Below are 20,315 nucleotides of genomic sequence, written 5' to 3'. Positions count from 1 at the left end.
AGAATCGGGCCTTTGCGCCTGAACGTTGCGGAGAAAAAGCATGGCGGGGAATGACCGCGAGCCAATTGGGCGTAAGGGAAAACCAACGCGTCCGGCCAAAGAAAAGGTGAGCCGTCGTCGCCTCAGAGATGAGGATTATGACGATGACTATGAAGACGATTATGAGGATGAAGAACCGATGCCGCGTAAAGGAAAAGGCAAAGGGCGTAAGCCTCGGGGTAAACGCGGCTGGTTCTGGCTGCTGCTGAAGCTGTTCATTGTTTTTGTTGTACTGATGGCGATCTACGGCGTTTATCTGGATCAGAAGATCCGCAGCCGTATCGACGGAAAAGTCTGGCAATTGCCGGCGGCAGTGTATGGCCGCATGGTGAACCTTGAGCCTGACATGTCGATCAGTAAGAACGAGATGGTGAAACTGCTGGAGGCCACCCAGTATCGTCAGGTGTCGAAAATGACGCGTCCTGGCGAATTTACTGTGCAGGCGAAAAGCATTGAGATGATCCGTCGTCCGTTCGATTTCCCGGACAGCAAAGAGGGGCAGGTGCGTGCGCGTCTGACCTTTGACGGCGATCGTCTGGAAACCATCGAGAACATGGATAACAACCGCCAGTTCGGTTTCTTCCGTCTCGATCCGCGTCTTATCACCATGCTCTCTTCGGCGAATGGTGAACAGCGTCTGTTCGTCGCCCGTAACGGTTTCCCGGACCTGCTGGTGGACACGCTGCTGGCAACCGAAGACCGTCACTTCTATGAGCACGATGGTATCAGCCTCTACTCCATTGGTCGTGCGGTGCTGGCCAACCTGACGGCGGGCCGTACGGTACAGGGGGCAAGTACGCTTACCCAGCAGCTGGTGAAGAACCTGTTCCTCTCCAGCGAGCGCTCTTACTGGCGTAAAGCCAACGAAGCGTACATGGCCGTGCTGATGGATGCGCGTTACAGCAAGGATCGTATCCTTGAGCTGTATATGAACGAGGTCTATCTCGGTCAGAGCGGTGATAACGAAATCCGCGGTTTCCCGCTGGCGAGCCTGTACTACTTTGGCCGTCCGGTGGAAGAGCTGAGCCTGGACCAGCAGGCGCTGCTGGTGGGTATGGTGAAAGGGGCGTCCATCTATAACCCGTGGCGTAACCCGAAACTGGCGCTGGAGCGTCGTAACCTGGTGCTGCGTCTGCTGCAACAACAGCAGGTGATTGACCAGGAGTTGTACGACATGCTGAGCGCCCGTCCGCTTGGCGTGCAGCCGCGCGGCGGTGTGATTTCGCCTCAGCCTGCGTTTATGCAGCTGGTGCGTCAGGAGCTGCAGAGCAAGCTCGGTGATAAAGTGAAAGATCTCTCCGGCGTGAAGATCTTTACCACCTTTGACTCCGTGGCGCAGGATGCGGCAGAAAAAGCGGCCGTTGAGGGCATTCCAGCGCTGAAGAAACAGCGTAAGCTAAGCGACCTGGAAACCGCGATGGTGGTGGTTGACCGTAACACGGGTGAAGTCCGTGCGATGGTGGGCGGGGCTGAGCCGCAGTTTGCAGGTTACAACCGTGCTATGCAGGCGCGTCGTTCGATCGGTTCACTGGCGAAGCCAGCAACCTATCTCACTGCCCTTAGCCAGCCAAATCTGTATCGCCTGAATACCTGGATTGCCGACGCGCCGATCTCACTGCGTCAGCCTAACGGCCAGGTCTGGTCACCGCAGAACGATGATAAACAGTTCAGCGGCCAGGTAATGCTGGTGGATGCGTTGACCCGCTCCATGAACGTGCCGACGGTAAACCTGGGGATGGCACTGGGTCTGCCGGCGATTGTCGACACCTGGCAGAAACTGGGCGTCGCCAAAGATCAGCTGCACCCTGTACCAGCCATGATCCTGGGGGCGTTAAACCTGACGCCAATCGAAGTGGCACAGGCGTTCCAGACCATTGCCAGCGGTGGTAACCGTGCACCGCTGTCAGCCCTGCGCTCGGTGATTGCCGAAGATGGCTCCGTGCTGTATCAGAGCTTCCCGCAGGCGGAACGCGCCGTTCCGGCGCAGGCAGCCTACATGACGCTGTGGACGATGCAGCAGGTTGTGCAGCGTGGTACCGGCCGTCAGCTGGGGGCGAAGTATCCGGGCCTGCATCTGGCGGGCAAAACCGGGACGACCAACAACAACGTCGATACCTGGTTTGCCGGTATCGATGGTCGTGAAGTGGTGATCACCTGGGTGGGCCGCGACAACAACCAGCCAACCAAATTGTATGGTGCGAGCGGGGCGATGTCGATCTACCAGCGTTATCTGGCGAATCAGTCTCCGGTGCCGCTAAACCTGGTTGCGCCGGAGGATATCGTGGATATGGGTGTGGACAGTTCCGGAAACTTTGTCTGTGGCGGCGGTATGCGTACCTTGCCTGTCTGGACAACGAACCCGGATTCCCTGTGCCAGCAGAGCCAGCCAGAGCAGCCGACGGGCAACCCGTTCGACCAGTCTTCTCAGCCTCAGCAGCCGCAGCAACAACAACAGCCGCAGCAGCAGAACGAGAAGAAAGACAGCGACGGTGTCGCGGGCTGGATTAGAGATATGTTCGGCGGTAACTAACCGTTCAAGGTCCCCCCGAAAGGGGGGATTTTTTTACCCGTTCCCCCCATTTTATTAACCCTCGTTTTAATTCTGATTAACCCTTCGTTTTCTCCTGGTTATTTCTTAAACCCTTAATTCTCGTAGGGCCGCTTCCTGCTTGCTATGCAGCCAACGTTTCGCCTATTATGCTGCGGTCATAATAATAATTCTCGTTTACGTTATCATTCACTTTTCTATCAGAGATACACCATGGCGCTTTCCAATACTGCTCAGCCAATTAACACGTCGCTGCGTAAAATCGCAGTTGTCGTAGCCACAGCGGTTGCCGGCATGTCTGCTTATACCCATGCTGCCGAAACCCCGAAAAAAGAAGAAACCATCACTGTCACTGCCGCTCCGGCTGCACAGGAAAGTGCCTGGGGGCCAGCTGCTACCATCGCAGCAAGACAATCCGCGACCGGGACCAAAACGGACACCCCCATTCAAAAGGTACCGCAATCTATTTCAGTGGTAACAGCCGAAGAGATGGCACTGCATCAACCGCGCTCGGTTAAAGAAGCATTAAGTTACACCCCTGGCGTTGCGGTAGGCACCCGTGGTGCATCAAACACCTATGACTACTTGATTATTCGCGGTTTTGCGGCCGATGGTCAGTCTCAAAATAACTACCTCGATGGCATGAAAATGCAGGGGAATTTCTATAACGACGCCGTTATTGATCCTTATATGCTGGAGCGCGCCGAGATCATGCGCGGTCCGGTTTCCGTTCTGTACGGCAAAAGCAGCCCTGGCGGTTTGCTGAACATGGTCAGTAAGCGCCCAACAACCGATCCCCTGAAAGAGATCCAGTTCAAAGTGGGCACGGATAGCCTGTTCCAGACCGGGTTTGACTTTAGCGATGCGATTGATGACGACGGTGTTTATTCTTATCGCTTAACGGGGGTTGCGCGTTCAAATAACGCTCAGCAGGAGCGTGCGAAAGAGCAGCGTTATGCTATCGCGCCATCTTTCTCATGGCGTCCGGATGATAAAACCACATTTACCTTCCTCTCTTATTTCCAGAACGAGCCTGAAACGGGTTACTACGGCTGGTTGCCAAAAGAGGGGACAGTGGAGCCACTGCCAAACGGTGAGCGTTTGCCGACTAACTTCAATGAAGGGGCGAAGAATAATACCTATTCCCGTAACCAGAAAATGGTGGGGTATAGCTTCGACCACGAATTTAACGATACCTTCACCGTGCGTCAGAATCTGCGCTTTGCCGAGAACAAAACTTCGCAAAACAGCGTTTACGGCTATGGCGTCTGCACCGATCCGGCAAATGCTGGCAACAAACAGTGTGCGGCGCTTGCGCCTGCTGATAAAGGCCATTATCTGGCGCGTAAATATGTTGTCGATAATGAAAAATTGCAGAACTTCACCGTTGATACCCAGTTGCAAAGCAAATTCTCTACCGGCGAGGTGGACCACATACTGCTGACTGGCGTTGACTTCATGCGTATGCGGAATGACATCAATTCCTGGTTTGGTTATGACGATTCTGTTCCGCTGCTGGATCTCTATAATCCTGTGAACAGCGATTTTGATTTCGGTTCAAAAGATCCGGCTAATTCAGGTCCTTATCAAATCCTTAATCGCCAGAAACAGACGGGTCTGTATGTTCAGGATCAGGCGCAGTGGGATAAAGTGCTGGTAACCTTGGGCGGTCGTTATGACTGGGCCGATCAGGAGTCCTATAACCGTGTGACCAATACCACCTCCAAACGTGATGATACCCAGTTCACCTGGCGTGGCGGTGTTAACTACCTGTTTGATAACGGTGTAACTCCTTACTTTAGCTACAGCGAATCGTTTGAACCGGCTTCGCAGACTGATGCACAGGGTAAACTGTTCTCGCCATCTAAAGGCAAGCAATACGAAGCGGGCGTGAAATACGTACCGAGCGATCGTCCGATCGTTGTCACCGGTGCGTTGTACCAGCTGACCAAAACTAACAACCTGATGGCGGACCCGGCGGGTTCTTTCTTCTCGGTTGAAGGTGGTGAAATCCGTGCCCGTGGCGTAGAGCTGGAAGCGAAAGCAGCCCTCTCTGCGAGCGTTAACGTTGTTGGCTCCTATACCTACACCGATGCGGAATACACGACAGATACTAACTACAAAGGCAACACACCAGCCCAGGTGCCGAAACACATGGCATCTGTATGGGGTGATTACACAATGTATGATGGTCCGCTGTCTGGTCTGACGCTGGGCACCGGCGTGCGTTATACGGGCTCAAGCTATGGTGATCCGGCTAACTCCTTCAAAGTGGGCAGCTACACCGTCGTTGATGCGCTGGTCAGGTACGATCTGGCACGCGTTGGCATGGCGGGGTCAAACGTGGCGCTGCATGTGAACAATCTGTTCGATCGTGAGTACGTTGCCAGCTGCTTTAACACCTACGGTTGCTTCTGGGGTGCTGAGCGTCAGGTTGTGGCTACCGCGACCTTCCGCTTCTAATCTCTCTTCGGGCACGGTTCGCCGTGCCCTTTTTATTTAAGTTGGCTGATATGCAGGATAATAAAACGCAATCCGATACCACCTTTACGCTCAATCAACTCTCCTTTCGTGTTCCCGGGCGCACCTTGCTGCATCCGCTCTCGTTGACGTTCCCCGCAGGTAAAGTTACCGGCCTGATTGGTCACAATGGTTCCGGTAAATCGACGTTACTTAAAATGCTGGGCCGTCATCAGCCGCCTTCAGAAGGGGATATTTTGCTGGACGAACAGCCTCTGGAGAGCTGGAGCAGTAAAGCCTTTGCGCGCAAAGTCGCCTATCTGCCGCAGCAATTGCCCCAGGCAGAAGGGATGACGGTGCGTGAGCTGGTGGCAATCGGGCGTTATCCGTGGCATGGCGCACTCGGGCGCTTCGGTGTCGCCGACAGAGAGAAAGTGGAAGAAGCGATTGCGTTGGTAGGATTAAAGCCGCTGGCGCACCGTCTGGTCGACAGCCTTTCCGGGGGCGAACGTCAGCGCGCGTGGATTGCGATGCTGGTCGCGCAGGACAGCCGCTGCCTGCTGCTCGACGAACCCACTTCCGCACTGGATATTGCTCACCAGGTTGATGTTCTCGCGCTGGTTCATCGCCTGAGCCAGCAGCGTGGCCTGACGGTTATTGCGGTGCTGCACGATATCAACATGGCGGCGCGCTACTGTGATTATCTTGTCGCCCTTCGCGGCGGGGAGATGATTGCCGAGGGTTCGCCGTCTGAACTGATGCGGAGCGAAACGCTGGAACACATCTACGGTATTCCTATGGGGATCCTGCCTCATCCTGGCGGGGCTGCTCCGGTGAGCTTTGTTTACTGATGCTGAATTCTACCTTGTTGAGCCGCCGTCGCCTGCTGACGGCCATGGCACTTTCACCGCTGCTGTTAAAGATGAACCTCGCGCGGGCTGCTGCCGTCGATCCGCACCGTATTGTGGCGCTGGAGTGGCTGCCTGTTGAACTGATGATGGCGCTGGGCGTCACGCCGTATGGCGTGGCCGATATTCCCAACTACCGGCTGTGGGTGAACGAGCCGGCGCTACCCGATTCGGTCATTGATATTGGTCTGCGAACAGAGCCTAACCTTGAGCTGCTGACGCAGATGAAGCCGTCATTTCTGTTCTGGTCCGCGGGTTATGGCCCGTCAGAAGAGACAATGGCGCGTATTGCCCCTGGGCGGGGGTTCTCCTTCAGTGACGGTAAAAAACCGCTGACGATGGCGAAAAACTCCATCAACGAGATGGCGCATTTCCTCAACCGTGAGGCGGAAGCCAAACAACATTTCGCTGAGTTTGATGCTCTGATTGACGCCCTGAAGCCGCGTTTTGCCCATCGCGGAGACCGTCCGCTGCTGATGGTGACGCTGCTGGATGCGCGCCATATGCTGGTCTTCGGCAAAAACTGTCTGTTCCAGGAAGTGCTCGATAGCTTTGGCATTCCTAATGCCTGGGAAGGGGAGATGACCTTCTGGGGCAGCACCGCCGTCGGTATCGACCGTCTGGCGGCGTTCCGCGATGTGGACGTGCTGTGCTTCGATCACGGCAACGAGCGTGAAATGCAGGCGCTGATGGCGACACCGTTGTGGCAGGCGATGCCGTTCGTGCGTGAGCAACGCTTTACGCGTGCACCGGCGGTCTGGTTCTACGGCGCGACGCTGTCGGCCATGCACTTCGCCCGGGTGCTGGATAACGCGCTGGGGGGAAAAGCATGAGTACGCGTATTGCCCGTTTCCCGGCGCTGTTGCTGGCTCTGATTTTCCTGACCGCGCTGGCTTTGACCTGGTTTAACCTCTCGACCGCCTTACCGCGCGGGCAGTGGGGCGCGGCCCTGGCTGCGCCGGATATCGATAATATTCAGCAAATGCTGTTCCACTACAGCCTGCTGCCGCGTCTGGCGATTTCGCTGCTGGTCGGGGCCGGGTTAGGGCTGGTGGGCGTCCTGTTCCAGCAGGTTTTGCGTAACCCGCTGGCCGAGCCTACAACGCTTGGCGTCGCGACAGGTGCCCAGCTTGGGATCACGGTGACCACGCTGTGGGCACTGCCTGGGGCGTTAACCTCGCAGTTTGCCGCGCTTGCGGGCGCGTGCGTGGTAGGCGCGCTGGTCTTCGGCGTGGCGTGGGGGAAACGCCTCTCGCCAGTGACGCTGATCCTCGCAGGGCTGGTGGTGAGCCTCTACTGTGGGGCAATCAACCAGCTGCTGGTGCTGTTTCATCACGATCAGCTGCAAAGCATGTTCCTGTGGAGTACCGGCACGCTGACCCAGACCGACTGGAGTAGTGTGCAGCGCCTGTGGCCGCAGCTTGTTGGCGGCGCCATGTTGACGCTGCTGCTGTTACGTCCGCTGACGCTGATGGGGCTGGATGACGGCGTAGCCCGTAATCTGGGGCTGGCGCTCTCCCTGGCGCGTCTGGCGGCGCTGACGCTGGCGATTGTCCTCAGCGCATTGCTGGTTAATGCGGTTGGGATTATCGGCTTTATCGGACTGTTTGCCCCGCTGCTGGCAAAAATGCTCGGTGCGCGTCGCCTGCTGGCGCGACTGCTGCTGGCCCCGCTAATTGGAGCGCTGATCCTCTGGCTTTCCGATCAAATCATTCTCTGGCTGGCGCGCGTCTGGATGGAAGTCTCTACCGGGTCGGTAACGGCACTGGTTGGCGCGCCGCTGTTGCTGTGGCTGTTGCCACGTCTGCGCAGTATGAGCGCTCCCGCGATGGACGCGGGGGATAAAGTTTATGCCGAGCGTCAGTCGGTGCTGTGGTTCAGCCTCGCCGGGCTGGCGGTGCTGATTATCGTCTCGTTTGTGGCGCTTGCTTTCGGGCGCGATGCGACGGGCTGGCACTGGGCAACGGGCGATTTGCTCCAGGAACTGCTGCAGTGGCGCTGGCCGCGGATCCTCTCGGCGTTGATTGCCGGGGTGATGCTGGCGGTCGCGGGCTGTATTATCCAGCGCCTGACCGGCAATCCGATGGCCAGCCCGGAAGTGCTGGGGATCAGTTCGGGAGCCGCGTTTGGCGTGGTGCTGATGCTGTTCCTTGTGCCGGGAAATGCCTTTGGCTGGCTGATGCCTGCCGGAAGCATCGGGGCGGCGGTGACGCTGATGATCATTCTGATTGCGTCAGGCCGCGGCGGGTTTTCGCCTCACCGGATGCTGCTGGCCGGGATGGCGCTCAGCACCGCCTTTACCATGCTGCTGATGATGCTGCAGGCGAGCGGCGATCCGCGGATGGCGAAGATCCTGACCTGGATCTCCGGCTCAACGTACAACGCCACCGGTAGTCAGGTGGTGCATTCCGGGATCGTGATGATCGTGCTGCTGGCGATTGTGCCCCTGTGCCGCCGCTGGATGACGATCCTGCCGCTGGGGGGTGAAACCGCACGTGCGGTCGGCATGGCGTTAACGCCAACGCGCGTCGCGCTGTTACTGCTGGCGGCGTGCCTGACGGCCACGGCCACCATGACCATTGGTCCACTGAGTTTTGTTGGGTTGATGGCGCCGCATATCGCCAGAATGATGGGATTCCGTCGGACGATGCCGCATATCGTGATGTCTGCCCTGACGGGCGGGGTGATGCTGGTGGTGGCGGACTGGTGCGGAAGAATGGTGCTGTTCCCGTATCAGATCCCGGCGGGTTTGCTGTCGACCTTTATCGGCGCGCCGTATTTTATTTATCTGTTGAGAAAGCAGAGTCGGTAATAAAAGTAAACGTCAATCCTAAGATTGACGTTTTAGGGTTTGCTCCCTCTCCCGGTGGGAGAGGGCCGGGGTGAGGGCATCACGCCGCACGTGCTTACAACTTCGCAAACACCTTACGCGCCGCGTCGATGGTGTTATTGATATCCTCTTCGCTGTGCGCCACGGACATAAAGCCAGCTTCAAAAGCAGACGGCGCCAGGTAGACGCCTTCTTCCAGCATCAGGTGGAAGAAACGCTTGAAGCGTTCAACATCGCACTTCACCACGTCCTGATAGCTTGTCACGGTTTGGGCTTCCGTGAAGAAGATCCCGAACATCCCGCCCACGTGGTTTACCACCAGCGGAATACCCGCCTCTTCAGCCGCTTCCAGCAGACCGTTTGCCAGCTGCGTCGTGCGCTCAGTCAGGGTTTCGTGAATGCCCGGCTGGGAGACTTCTGTCAGGCAGGCGAAGCCCGCCGCCATAGCAATCGGGTTACCGGAGAGCGTACCCGCCTGGTAAACCGGCCCCGTTGGTGCCAGGGCTTCCATCACATCCTTGCGCCCCCCGAATGCGCCCACTGGCATACCGCCGCCGATGATTTTGCCGAGACAGGTCAGATCCGGCTCTACGCCGTAATAAGACTGGGCACCCGTGAGCGCGACGCGGAAACCGGTCATCACTTCGTCGATAATCAGCAGCGCGCCAAATTCATCGCACAGGGCGCGCAGGCCTGGCAGGAAATCGGGCTGCGGTGGAATGCAGTTCATGTTGCCTGCAACCGGCTCAACGATGATGCAGGCGATCTCCTGTGGATACTGCTCGAATGCCGCACGAACGGTGTTCAGATCGTTATAGGTGCAGGTGAGGGTGTGTTTCGCGAAATCAGCCGGTACGCCCGGGGAGTTTGGCTGGCCAAGGGTCAGTGCGCCGGAACCCGCTTTCACCAGCAGGCAGTCCGCATGGCCGTGGTAGCAGCCTTCAAACTTGATGATTTTGTCGCGACCGGTAAAGCCGCGCGCCAGACGAATAGCGCTCATGGTGGCTTCGGTACCGGAGTTCACCATACGCACCATGTCCATGGTTGGCACCAGCTCGGTCACCAGCTCCGCCATTTTGACTTCCATCTCGGTAGGCGCGCCGAAGCTCAGGCCGCGCTGGGCCGCTTCAATCACCGCATTGCGGATGGCAGGGTGGTTGTGACCCAGCACCATCGGGCCCCAGGAGCCGACGTAATCGATATAGGCCTTGCCGTCGACATCAAACAGGTACGCGCCATCAGCACGTTCAATAAACAGCGGCGTTCCGCCTACGCCGGTAAAGGCGCGAACAGGCGAGTTCACGCCGCCCGGGATAATCTCGCGGGCTGCACTGTAGAGGTTTTCAGACTTGCTCATGGCGTCGTTCCTGGTTCGTATAAAATGATTAAGCACACTATTCTAAGTGATCCTCGGAAGGTAATGAAATTTTTGCCCCCTTTCATTGCTAAACAATTTTTAAGTATTTTTCACGGGACGACCTGACGCACTCTGGTAAAATCCCTGCGGCGATTTGTATGACGAAAAGACATGGTAATGAAAGCAGACTCTCCCTCTTTTGAAGAACAACAGTTCCGACGCGCGCAACACCGGATCAGCATCCGGCGCTTGCTTAACCGCGATAAGACACCGCTGGCGATTTTACTGGCCGCCGCTGTAGTCGGTACGCTCGCCGGGCTGGCGGGCGTCGCGTTTGAAAAGGCAGTCAATGCGGTGCTGAACTGGCGTATTGGTACGGTGGCCGGTTTCGCCGACAAAGGATGGCTGGTCTGGGTCTGGGCGTTCGGGTTGTCCGCGCTATTTGCCATGGTGGGCTACTTTCTGGTGCGTAAATTTGCGCCGGAAGCGGGCGGTTCCGGGATCCCTGAAATTGAAGGCGCGCTGGAAGAGCTGCGCCCGGTGCGCTGGTGGCGCGTCATCCCGGTGAAGTTTATCGGCGGCATGGGAACGCTTGGTGCGGGTATGGTGCTGGGCCGAGAGGGGCCAACCGTGCAGTTAGGCGGGAACGTCGGGCGCATGGTGGGGGATCTGTTCCGGATGCGCAGCGCGGAAGCGCGCCATACGCTGCTGGCGACAGGTGCCGCAGCGGGGCTTTCGGCGGCGTTTAACGCGCCGCTGGCGGGGATCCTGTTTATCATCGAAGAGATGCGCGCCCAGTTCCGTTACAACCTTATCTCGATCAAAGCGGTCTTTACCGGTGTGATCATGTCGAGCATTGTGTTTCGCATTTTCAATGGCGAAAGCCCGGTGATCGAAGTGGGCAAACTGACCAATGCGCCGGTGAACACGCTGTGGCTGTACCTGATCCTCGGCATGATTTTCGGCATAGTCGGCCCGCTGTTTAACACCTTTATTCTGCGTATGCAGGATATGTTCCAGCGCATCCACGGCGGGAATACCACGAAGTGGGTGTTGATGGGCGGTCTGCTGGGCGGCCTGTGCGGCGTGCTGGGGTTCATTGAACCGAACGCGGCGGGGGGCGGGTTCGGGCTGATCCCGATTGCAGCTGCGGGCAACTTCAGCGTGGGTCTGCTTCTGTTTATGTTTATTTCTCGCGTCATCACGACGGTGCTCTGTTTTTCCTCCGGTGCGCCTGGCGGTATCTTTGCTCCGATGCTGGCGCTGGGAACGCTTCTTGGTACTGCCTTTGGCATGGCCGCTGAGGTCGGTTTTCCGGCATACCATCTGGATGCGGGTACCTTTGCCGTTGCCGGGATGGGAGCGCTGCTGGCGGCCTCCCTGCGCGCGCCGCTCACCGGCATCGTGCTGGTGCTGGAGATGACGGATAATTACCAGCTCATTTTGCCAATGATCATTACCTGTCTCGGCGCGACACTATTAGCCCAATTCCTGGGTGGAAAACCGCTATACTCCACCATTCTTGCACGCACCCTGGCGAAGCAGGAGGCAGAACGGGCCGCAATGCAGAATACTTGAATGAATTACCAGGGTATTAGATAATGACAAAAAGAATTGGGTGAATTTTACCCAATTGCAGTAGCAGTATTCATGGGAGCATAAGATGAGTGATGACGTAGCGTTGCCGCTGGAGTTTACCGAAGCAGCAGCCAACAAAGTGAAAACCCTGATTGCCGACGAAGACAATCCGGATCTGAAACTGCGTGTCTATATTACCGGTGGCGGCTGCAGCGGCTTCCAGTATGGTTTTACCTTTGACGACCAGGTTAACGACGGCGATATGACTATCGAGAAACAGGGCGTCGCGCTGGTGGTTGACCCGATGAGCCTGCAATATCTGGTGGGCGGTTCGGTAGATTACACAGAAGGTCTGGAAGGTTCACGCTTTGTGGTGACGAACCCAAATGCCACCAGCACCTGCGGGTGTGGGTCTTCGTTCAGTATTTAAGCGGGGGCGGGCTGATGCCCTCACACCGGCCCTCTCCCACCGGGAGAGGGAGAAAAGATTAAAAACGGTAACCTTGCGGTTACCGTTTTGCGTTTATCTTCCATTCTCATCCAGCGCGAACGTCGGCAATTTAAGGTGCCAGCGTATCGCCGCCAGACGTATCGCCAGCGTCACCACCATTCCCAGCATGGCTGAATTTTCCAGCGGTATCGCAAAGGTATAGTACGCCGTGGCGTGTACAATCCCGCCAATAATGCAGGCCGTAGCATAGATTTCGGTACGCAGGATCATCGGCACTTCTCGTGCCAGAATATCGCGAATAATCCCGCCGCCTACGCCAGTCAGCACGCCCATGCAGATGGCAACCATGGGCCCTGTACCCGCATTAAAGGCTTTATTCACCCCAATGCCGACAAACACAGCCAGCCCGACGGCATCCAGCACCGGGAGGATCCATTTTGGTAAGCGGCGGGGCTGGCGAACCAGCACGATGGTTAACAGGCAGGTGACCATCGCCACCACCAGATCGGTGGGATCTTTCACCCAAAATACCGGGCCATTATCCAGCGCCATATCGCGGATCGTTCCACCGCCTACGGCGGTCACCACGCCAAGCACCAGCACACCAAACGGATCCATGCGCAGCTTTCCGGCGAGCAGGACGCCGGAGATAGCAAAAACGGCTGTGCCAAGAATATCCAGCCAATAAACGAGCATCGTTAAATCCTCGAAGGGGGTCTTATGTTAATGACTCTCGGCCAGTGCGGCACAGAGTTGTTTTGCGGCGAGGATAATACGCGGGCTGGCGCGTTCAAACCAGTCGCTGGTGAGAGGGATCACCGGAATTTTTAGCTGGCTTTGCCAGAATTGTTCAATTTTAGGAATCTCGCTCGCATTTCCGACCACAACGATAGCCTGTGGTCGGCGAGCCAGTACCTGTTCCCGGCTGACCTGAGGCCACGGTATCCGGCTGGCCGCAAAGATATTTTCTCCGCCGCACACTTCCAGGACCTGATTCTGAATGGAGCCTTTTCCGGTGGTGAACAGCGGCTGGCTGCCAAACTGCAAAAAGATGCGCTTTTTAACGGGGGTATCGTATTTTGCTTTGAGTGCCGCATAGTCGCTTAGCAGTTGTTTTGCCGCATCCTCGGCTTTGGCCGGGGTTGGGCTGTAGGGCGCCAGAGCGCGTAACGCCTGCGCGACCTGCTCAATGCTCACGGCATCCACCCACATGACCTTGATCCCAAGCGACGTCAGTTGATTAACCTGCCGCTCTGCATTGCCGCCACGCCAGGCGAGCACGAGATCGGGTTTAAGCGCCACGATGCGCTCAAGGTTCATCCCTTGCCAGGTTGCGACCTGTTCAATATGCGCGGCCTGCGGTGGGTAATTGGAAAAGCTGCTTACACCAACGGGGGTGATGCCGGCGGCAAACGCCAGTTCGGTGTTAGCGGGGGAGAGGGTAATCACACGCGGCGCGGCGCAGAGCCAGGCCGGTGCGAGCAGAAGCAGGGCGACCAGCGCCCTGATGGCATGTTTAGCCACGAGCCAGTTTCTGCACAAGGCTCTCCACCATCACGGTGGACTGTTTTGCCGCGACAACCAGGAATTCGTCGAAGCTGATATGAGACTGCTGATCGGCCACGTCAGAGATGGCGCGGACCACCACGAACGGGACGTTGAAATTATGGCAAACGTGGGCAATCGCGGTCGCTTCCATCTCAACGGCGATAGCCTGCGGGAAGTTGTGACGGATTTTTGCCAGGCCGACGGAGCCATTGATGAAGGCATCACCGCTTACAATCAGGCCGCGTACGGCGTTGAGGTTCAGCTCAGCAATGCACTCTTCTGCTGCCGCAACCAGCTTATCGTCGGCCTTAAAGCCGGCCGGGCAACCTGGAAGCTGACCGTATTCGTAGCCGAATGCGGTAACGTCTGCATCGTGGTAACGCGCTTCATCGGAGACGACGATATCACCCACTTTCAGGGTCGGTGCCAGACCGCCTGCAGAGCCGGTGTTAACGATCACGTCTGGCTTACAGCGCTCAAGCAACAGCGTTGCGCCCAGCGCAGCAGCAACCTTACCGATGCCTGATTTCAGCAGAGCCACGTCAACACCGTTCAGTTGACCGGTATAGATCTCACAACCCCCCAGAGAGAGAGTCTGACGGTTCTCAATTTTGTCACGCAGCAGCGTAACTTCTTCTTCCATTGCACCAATAATGCCGATTTTCATAGATTTACTCGCGATGTGCCTTGTTAAGATGCATAGTCTATCATGCGCTTAAGGGGAAACGCATTCTCACGCGGGGGAGCACATGTCACAGATCGATTTTCGCACCAAAATTAACTGGCACCGACGTTTCCGTTCGCCGCAGGGTGAAAAGAGCGAACATGAGATCCTGCGTATCTTCGAAAGCGATCGCGGGCGGATCATTAACTCGCCTGCCATTCGTCGTCTGCAGCAAAAGACCCAGGTGTTTCCGCTTGAGCGTAACGCTGCCGTGCGCACACGCCTTACCCACTCAATGGAAGTTCAGCAGGTGGGGCGCTACATTGCCAAAGAGATTTTAAGCCGTCTCAAAGAGCAGCGCTTGCTGGAAACCTACGGTCTGGATGAGTTGACCGGGCCCTTTGAAAGTATTGTTGAGATGGCCTGCCTGATGCACGACATCGGCAATCCCCCGTTTGGTCACTTTGGCGAGGCGGCGATCAACGACTGGTTCAGGCAGCGACTCTTCCCGTCGGATGCCGTCAGCCAGCCGCTCAGTGATGACCGCTGCGTGGTGCGGGATTTACGCCTGCGTGAAGGCGAAGACGGGCTAAACGATCTGCGTCGTAAAGTGCGTCAGGATCTCTGTCATTTTGAAGGCAATGCGCAGGGGATCAGGCTGGTGCACTCCCTGATGCGCATGAATCTGACCTGGGCACAGGTGGGATGCATCCTCAAATATACCCGTCCCGCCTGGTGGATGGGCGAAACGCCCGCTTCGCACAGCTATCTGATGAAAAAGCCGGGCTATTACCTCTCCGAAGAGGCCTATATTGAGCGGTTACGTAAAGAACTTTCATTGACTGCAAATGGCCGCTTCCCGTTGACGTGGATTATGGAAGCCGCCGATGACATCTCCTATTGCGTTGCTGACCTGGAAGACGCGGTTGAAAAAAGAATATTTAGCGTCGAGGAGCTTTATCAGCATCTTTATGATGCATGGGGGAAACATGAAAAAGGTTCGCTGTTTGCCCAGGTGGTTGAAAATGCCTGGGAAAAATCGCGTGCAAATACATTAAGCCGGAGCACCGAAGATCAGTTCTTTATGTATTTGCGGGTCAATACATTAAATAAACTGGTGCCTTACGCCGCCTCGCGCTTTATTGATAATTTGCCGATGATTTTTAGCGGCGAGTTCAATCATGCCTTGCTGGAGGATGACAGTAGCTTCAGCCAGTTGCTTGAGTTATATAAACATGTCGCGATGCGTCATGTATTCAGCCACCCCGATGTCGAACAGTTAGAGCTGCAGGGATACCGGGTTATCAGCGGCTTACTGGAAATATATCGCCCTCTGCTGCAATTGTCGGTCGATGAATTCAGCGAGCTGGTGGAACAAGAGCGCGTGCGACGAATACCGATTGAGTCCCGGCTTTATCAGAAACTTTCTACCCGTCATCGTCTGGCTTACGTTGAAGCCATCGGCAAACTGGATCGCCACTCACCGCAGTGGCCGGTGCTCGAATATTATTATCGCTGTCGTCTCATCCAGGACTATATCAGCGGAATGACCGATTTGTATGCCTGGGATGAGTACCGCAAGCTGATGGCGGTGGAATAATCCCGGAGTTTTGTAAAGACGACCAATAAATTTTTACTTTTTCCATAAACTTATCGCCGGAACTAAGCGGTATAAAACGAATCTGAGTTACACAGCAATTTTGCGTTATCTGTAAATCGAGATTGAGAAACATGAAAAAAACCACATTAGCAATGAGTGCACTGGCTCTGAGTTTAGGTTTAGCGCTGTCTCCTCTGACTGCTACTGCAGCCGAGACCGCGTCGTCGGCAGCAACCGCGCAGCAGATGCCAAGCCTGGCACCGATGCTCGAAAAAGTGATGCCATCGGTGGTGAGTATTAACGTTGAGGGCAGCACGACCGTCAATACGCCGCGTATGCCGCGTAACTTCCAGCAGTTCTTCGGCGATAACTCGCCGTTCTGCCAGGACGGTTCGCCATTCCAGAGTTCTCCGTTCTGTCAGGGCGGTGGCGCAGGGGATGACGGCCAGGGCGGCGGCCAGCAGCAGAAATTCATGGCGCTTGGCTCGGGGGTTATTATTGATGCCGCGAAAGGGTATGTCGTTACCAACAACCACGTGGTGGATAACGCCAACAGCATTAAGGTTCAGCTGAGCGACGGGCGTAAATTTGACGCCAAAGTGGTGGGCAAGGACCCACGCTCTGATATCGCACTGATCCAGATTCAGGATCCTAAAAACCTGACGGCGATTAAAATTGCCGACTCCGACGCGCTGCGTGTCGGTGACTACACCGTGGCCATCGGTAACCCGTTCGGTCTGGGCGAAACCGTGACCTCGGGGATTGTTTCAGCGCTGGGCCGTAGCGGCCTGAACGCGGAGAACTATGAAAACTTCATCCAGACGGATGCGGCGATCAACCGCGGTAACTCCGGCGGTGCGCTGGTGAACCTGAACGGCGAGCTGATCGGTATCAACACCGCTATTCTGGCACCGGACGGCGGCAACATCGGTATCGGTTTTGCTATCCCAAGTAATATGGTGAAAAACCTGACCGCGCAGATGGTGCAGTACGGCCAGGTGAAACGCGGTGAGCTGGGTATCATGGGTACCGAGCTGAACTCTGAGCTGGCGAAAGCGATGAAAGTTGACGCCCAGCGCGGCGCGTTCGTGAGCCAGGTTATGCCGAACTCCTCCGCAGCAAAAGCGGGGATTAAAGCCGGGGATGTGATCACCTCCCTGAACGGTAAACCGATCAGCAGCTTTGCCGCCCTGCGTGCCGAAGTGGGTTCAATGCCAATTGGCAGCAAAGTCACCCTCGGCCTGCTGCGTGACGGTAAGGCGGTTAACGTGAGTCTGGAGCTGCAGCAGAGCAGTCAGAATCAGGTTGATTCCAGCACCATCTTCAGCGGTATTGAAGGGGCGGAGATGAGCAACAAAGGTGCAGATAAAGGCGTGGTGGTGAATAACGTGAAAGCGAATTCCCCGGCAGCCCGTATCGGCCTGAAAAAAGGTGATGTGATCATGGGTGCTAACCAGCAGCCAGTGAAAAACATCGCTGAACTGCGTAAAATTCTCGACAGCAAACCATCCGTGCTGGCGCTGAATATTCAGCGTGGTGATACTTCTATCTATCTTCTGATGCAGTAATCCTCGTAAGCCCCTGCGTGATGTAAGCAGGGGCTTTTTTGTTTCTGTGACCCTTCCCACAAGTCCATACTTCACTGCCTGATTTTGTGCATTCGCACAATGCGACCGTAACCGAACTCCCCTATGCTTGAGCTCTGCTCACAGGAGGGTTACATGGCTGGCTGGCATCTTGATACCAAAATGGCGCAGGATATCGTGGCGCGCACCATGCGCATCATCGATACCAATATCAACGTAATGGATGCCCGCGGGCGCATTATTGGCAGCGGCGATCGCGAGCGTATTGGGGAATTGCACGAAGGTGCACTGCTGGTGCTTTCCCAGGGGCGGGTCGTGGATATCGATGATGCCGTGGCGAAACACCTGCACGGCGTCCGTCAGGGCATCAATTTACCGCTGCGCCTTGAAGGGGAAATTGTTGGCGTAATAGGCCTGACCGGTGAACCCGAATCACTGCGTAAATATGGCGAGCTGGTCTGCATGACGGCGGAGATGATGCTGGAGCAGTCGCGCCTGATGCACCTGCTGGCCCAGGACAGCCGTCTGCGCGAAGAGCTGGTGATGAACCTGATTCAGGCAGAGGAGCATACGCCTGCGCTGAGCGAGTGGGCGCAGCGTCTGGGTATTGACCTGAACCAACCGCGCGTCGTGGCGGTGATTGAGGTGGATAGCGGCCAGCTGGGGGTCGATAGCGCGATGGCTGAATTGCAGCAGCTACAAAACGCGCTGGCAACGCCGGAGCGCGACAACCTGGTGGCGATTGTATCCCTGACGGAAATGGTGGTGCTCAAGCCGGCGCTTAACGCGTTCGGTCGCTGGGATGCGGAAGATCACCGTCGTCGTGTGGAGCAGTTAATTTCCCGTATGAAAGAGAATGGTCAGCTGCGTTTTCGCGTCGCCCTGGGGAATTACTTTACCGGGCCTGGCAGTATCGCCCGCTCATGGCGTACGGCGCGTACCACGATGATGGTGGGTAAACAGCGAATGCCGGAAAGCCGCAGCTATTTTTATCAGGATCTGATGCTGCCGGTACTGCTCGACAGCCTGCGCGGTGGCTGGCAGGCCAATGAGCTGGCGCGTCCGCTCGCACGTCTGAAAGCGATGGACAACAATGGCCTGCTGCGCCGGACGCTACAGGCGTGGTTCCGGCATAACGTGCAGCCGCTGGCGACGTCGAAAGCGCTGTTCATTCACCGCAACACGCTGGAGTATCGGCTCAACCGGATTTCGGAGCTGACAGGGCTGGATCTGGGAAGTTTTGACGACAGGCTGCTGCTGTATGTGGCGTTGCAGCTGGATGAACAGCGATGATGCTGTTTGCCGGGTGGCGGCTTCGCCTTACCCGGCCTACATGATGGTTTTCTCCCTCTCCCTGTGGGAGAGGGCCGGGGTGAGGGCATCAGGCCGCACCCAACTTATTTGTTACGCGTTAATTTCTCAAGATCCGCTTCAATCTCGCTGATCTTATTAGTCACAACGCTTTCAAGGTGACGCAGATCGTCAAGGATCTTACGCTTGAGATCGACTTCGGTACGGTCGCGCTGGCAGATCTGATCGAGTTCATCGATCACATAGCGCAGGTTGGGGCTGATTTCCTGAACCTCTTTGTATCCCTGTCCTACACCGTCTGCGACGACGGTCTTACGCTGGCGTGGATATTTAAACTTCACGCTCTTGGCGAAAAACTCTCCTTTGTCCTTGTGAAAATAGATTTTTAAAATGTCGTTGTTGGCTTCCTGGCGAAGGCTGTAACGATCAATTTCATCAGGATTGGTAATGCCCAGACTTTTCAGATTATCGTACATAGCGGTACCCTTGATCTCAACATAACCTTTGAATAATTAACGAAAAAATCTATTTTCGCCACCCTCAGATATGAAAAAAGCGGGGTTGCCCCCGCTTTTTGTTATATCCGATTAATCGATGGTGCGCAGCAATTCGTTGATGCCCACTTTACCGCGGGTTTTCGCGTCCACTTTCTTCACGATAACCGCACAGTACAGGCTGTACTTACCATCTTTAGACGGCAGGTTGCCGGAAACAACCACGGAGCCTGCCGGAACACGGCCGTAATGGATTTCGCCGGTTTCACGGTCGTAAATACGGGTGCTCTGACCGATGTAAACGCCCATAGAGATCACTGAGCCTTCTTCAACGATCACGCCTTCTACCACTTCAGAGCGCGCGCCGATGAAGCAGTTGTCTTCGATGATGGTTGGGTTAGCCTGCAGGGGTTCCAGTACGCCACCGATGCCGACGCCGCCGGAAAGGTGAACGTTTTTACCGATCTGCGCGCAGGAGCCCACGGTAGCCCAGGTATCCACCATGGTACCTTCGTCTACATAGGCACCGATGTTTACGTAGGATGGCATCAGTACGGTGTTACGGGCGATGAACGCGCCCTGACGCACCGCAGCAGGTGGCACTACGCGGAAGCCTTCTTTCTGGAAACGCGCTTCGTCGTAATCAGCGAATTTCATTGGCACTTTATCGAAGTAGCGGCTTTCAGCTCCGTCGATAACCTGGTTATCGTTGATACGGAAAGAGAGCAGCACGGCTTTCTTCAGCCATTGATGAGTGACCCACTGACCGTCGATTTTTTCTGCTACACGCAGCGCGCCGGAATCCAGCAGAGAAATCACCTGGTTAACCGCTTCGCGGGTAACGGTATCCACATTTGCCGGGGTAATCTCGGCGCGACGCTCAAAAGCGGACTCAATAACGTTCTGTAACTGCTGCATTGTTTACTCTTTCCATTTCACTA

General features: G+C 56.1%; 16 protein-coding genes. 10 read left to right on the top strand and 6 right to left on the bottom strand.

What is annotated here, in order from left to right; all coding sequences use genetic code 11:
• The first annotated feature begins 40 nt into the window (after window positions 1-40).
• From mrcB to fhuB, 5 genes are all read left to right on the top strand, one after another.
• On the top strand, window positions 41-2,569 hold the full coding sequence (gene mrcB / locus APU11_RS12440) for a bifunctional glycosyl transferase/transpeptidase (RefSeq protein WP_038981237.1): 2,529 nt from the start codon (window positions 41-43) through the stop codon (window positions 2,567-2,569).
• Window positions 2,570-2,800: 231 nt separating this feature from the next.
• Window positions 2,801-5,050: a ferrichrome porin FhuA gene (gene fhuA, locus APU11_RS12435; RefSeq protein ID WP_013095637.1), complete on the top strand. Its 2,250-nt coding sequence runs from the start codon at window positions 2,801-2,803 to the stop codon at window positions 5,048-5,050.
• Between the two features lie 50 nt (window positions 5,051-5,100).
• Entirely contained in the window at window positions 5,101-5,898 is a 798-nt protein-coding gene (gene fhuC, locus APU11_RS12430; RefSeq protein ID WP_023620747.1) for a Fe3+-hydroxamate ABC transporter ATP-binding protein FhuC, read from the top strand.
• A complete protein-coding gene (gene fhuD / locus APU11_RS12425) occupies window positions 5,898-6,788 on the top strand; it encodes a Fe(3+)-hydroxamate ABC transporter substrate-binding protein FhuD (protein ID WP_013095639.1) in 891 nt (296 codons plus the stop codon). The genes fhuC and fhuD overlap by 1 nt, the downstream gene beginning before the upstream one ends.
• A complete protein-coding gene (fhuB, locus tag APU11_RS12420; RefSeq protein WP_058650406.1) occupies window positions 6,785-8,767 on the top strand; it encodes a Fe(3+)-hydroxamate ABC transporter permease FhuB in 1,983 nt (660 codons plus the stop codon). The genes fhuD and fhuB overlap by 4 nt, the downstream gene beginning before the upstream one ends.
• Window positions 8,768-8,861: 94 nt before the next feature.
• Here the strand turns inward: fhuB and hemL are convergent, their stop codons facing one another.
• Window positions 8,862-10,142, bottom strand: coding sequence for a glutamate-1-semialdehyde 2,1-aminomutase (gene hemL, locus APU11_RS12415; RefSeq protein ID WP_058650405.1), 1,281 nt, complete (start codon window positions 10,140-10,142; stop codon window positions 8,862-8,864).
• A gap of 177 nt (window positions 10,143-10,319) precedes the next feature.
• Between hemL and clcA the strand changes: the two genes are divergently transcribed.
• The gene (clcA, locus tag APU11_RS12410) at window positions 10,320-11,720 is read left to right on the top strand and encodes a H(+)/Cl(-) exchange transporter ClcA (protein WP_038418710.1); all 1,401 of its coding nucleotides are present in this window, start codon (window positions 10,320-10,322) and stop codon (window positions 11,718-11,720) included.
• 85 nt (window positions 11,721-11,805) lie between these two features.
• Window positions 11,806-12,150, top strand: a complete 345-nt coding sequence (gene erpA / locus APU11_RS12405; RefSeq protein WP_013095643.1) for an iron-sulfur cluster insertion protein ErpA — start codon at window positions 11,806-11,808, stop codon at window positions 12,148-12,150.
• Between the two features lie 93 nt (window positions 12,151-12,243).
• On the opposite strand, the gene APU11_RS12400 is transcribed toward erpA, so the two are convergent.
• Genes APU11_RS12400 through mtnN form a run of 3 tightly spaced genes read right to left on the bottom strand, consistent with a single transcriptional unit; the run spans window position 12,244 to window position 14,386 of the window.
• Complete coding sequence (locus tag APU11_RS12400; protein ID WP_013095644.1) at window positions 12,244-12,867, bottom strand: TRIC cation channel family protein; 624 nt, start codon at window positions 12,865-12,867, stop codon at window positions 12,244-12,246.
• 27 nt (window positions 12,868-12,894) lie between these two features.
• Window positions 12,895-13,695 (bottom strand): vitamin B12 ABC transporter substrate-binding protein BtuF, encoded by an 801-nt coding sequence (gene btuF, locus APU11_RS12395; RefSeq protein WP_023620756.1) that lies wholly within the window; start codon window positions 13,693-13,695, stop codon window positions 12,895-12,897.
• Complete coding sequence (gene mtnN / locus APU11_RS12390) at window positions 13,688-14,386, bottom strand: 5'-methylthioadenosine/S-adenosylhomocysteine nucleosidase (protein WP_013095646.1); 699 nt, start codon at window positions 14,384-14,386, stop codon at window positions 13,688-13,690. Before mtnN ends, btuF begins: the two co-directional genes overlap by 8 nt.
• An 82-nt stretch (window positions 14,387-14,468) precedes the next feature.
• Between mtnN and dgt the strand changes: the two genes are divergently transcribed.
• The 3 genes from dgt (at window position 14,469) to cdaR (ending at window position 18,862) form a co-directional block, all read left to right on the top strand.
• Window positions 14,469-15,983, top strand: a complete 1,515-nt coding sequence (gene dgt / locus APU11_RS12385) for a dGTPase (RefSeq protein WP_013095647.1) — start codon at window positions 14,469-14,471, stop codon at window positions 15,981-15,983.
• Between the two features lie 131 nt (window positions 15,984-16,114).
• Complete coding sequence (gene degP / locus APU11_RS12380; protein WP_013095648.1) at window positions 16,115-17,551, top strand: serine endoprotease DegP; 1,437 nt, start codon at window positions 16,115-16,117, stop codon at window positions 17,549-17,551.
• A 153-nt stretch (window positions 17,552-17,704) separates the two neighbouring features.
• Window positions 17,705-18,862, top strand: a complete 1,158-nt coding sequence (gene cdaR, locus APU11_RS12375) for a DNA-binding transcriptional regulator CdaR (protein ID WP_013095649.1) — start codon at window positions 17,705-17,707, stop codon at window positions 18,860-18,862.
• A gap of 104 nt (window positions 18,863-18,966) precedes the next feature.
• Here the strand turns inward: cdaR and APU11_RS12370 are convergent, their stop codons facing one another.
• On the bottom strand, window positions 18,967-19,356 hold the full coding sequence (locus APU11_RS12370; RefSeq protein ID WP_008501916.1) for a DUF3461 family protein: 390 nt from the start codon (window positions 19,354-19,356) through the stop codon (window positions 18,967-18,969).
• A gap of 111 nt (window positions 19,357-19,467) precedes the next feature.
• The gene (gene dapD, locus APU11_RS12365) at window positions 19,468-20,292 is read right to left on the bottom strand and encodes a 2,3,4,5-tetrahydropyridine-2,6-dicarboxylate N-succinyltransferase (protein WP_013095650.1); all 825 of its coding nucleotides are present in this window, start codon (window positions 20,290-20,292) and stop codon (window positions 19,468-19,470) included.
• Window positions 20,293-20,315 lie beyond the last annotated feature (23 nt).

Origin of the sequence: Enterobacter sp. 50793107 (assembly GCF_001463365.1) — a bacterium.
Taxonomy (GTDB): domain Bacteria; phylum Pseudomonadota; class Gammaproteobacteria; order Enterobacterales; family Enterobacteriaceae; genus Enterobacter; species Enterobacter cloacae.
The sequence above is the reverse complement of the archived record's forward strand: the minus strand, read 5'-3'. Positions and strand labels throughout refer to the sequence as shown.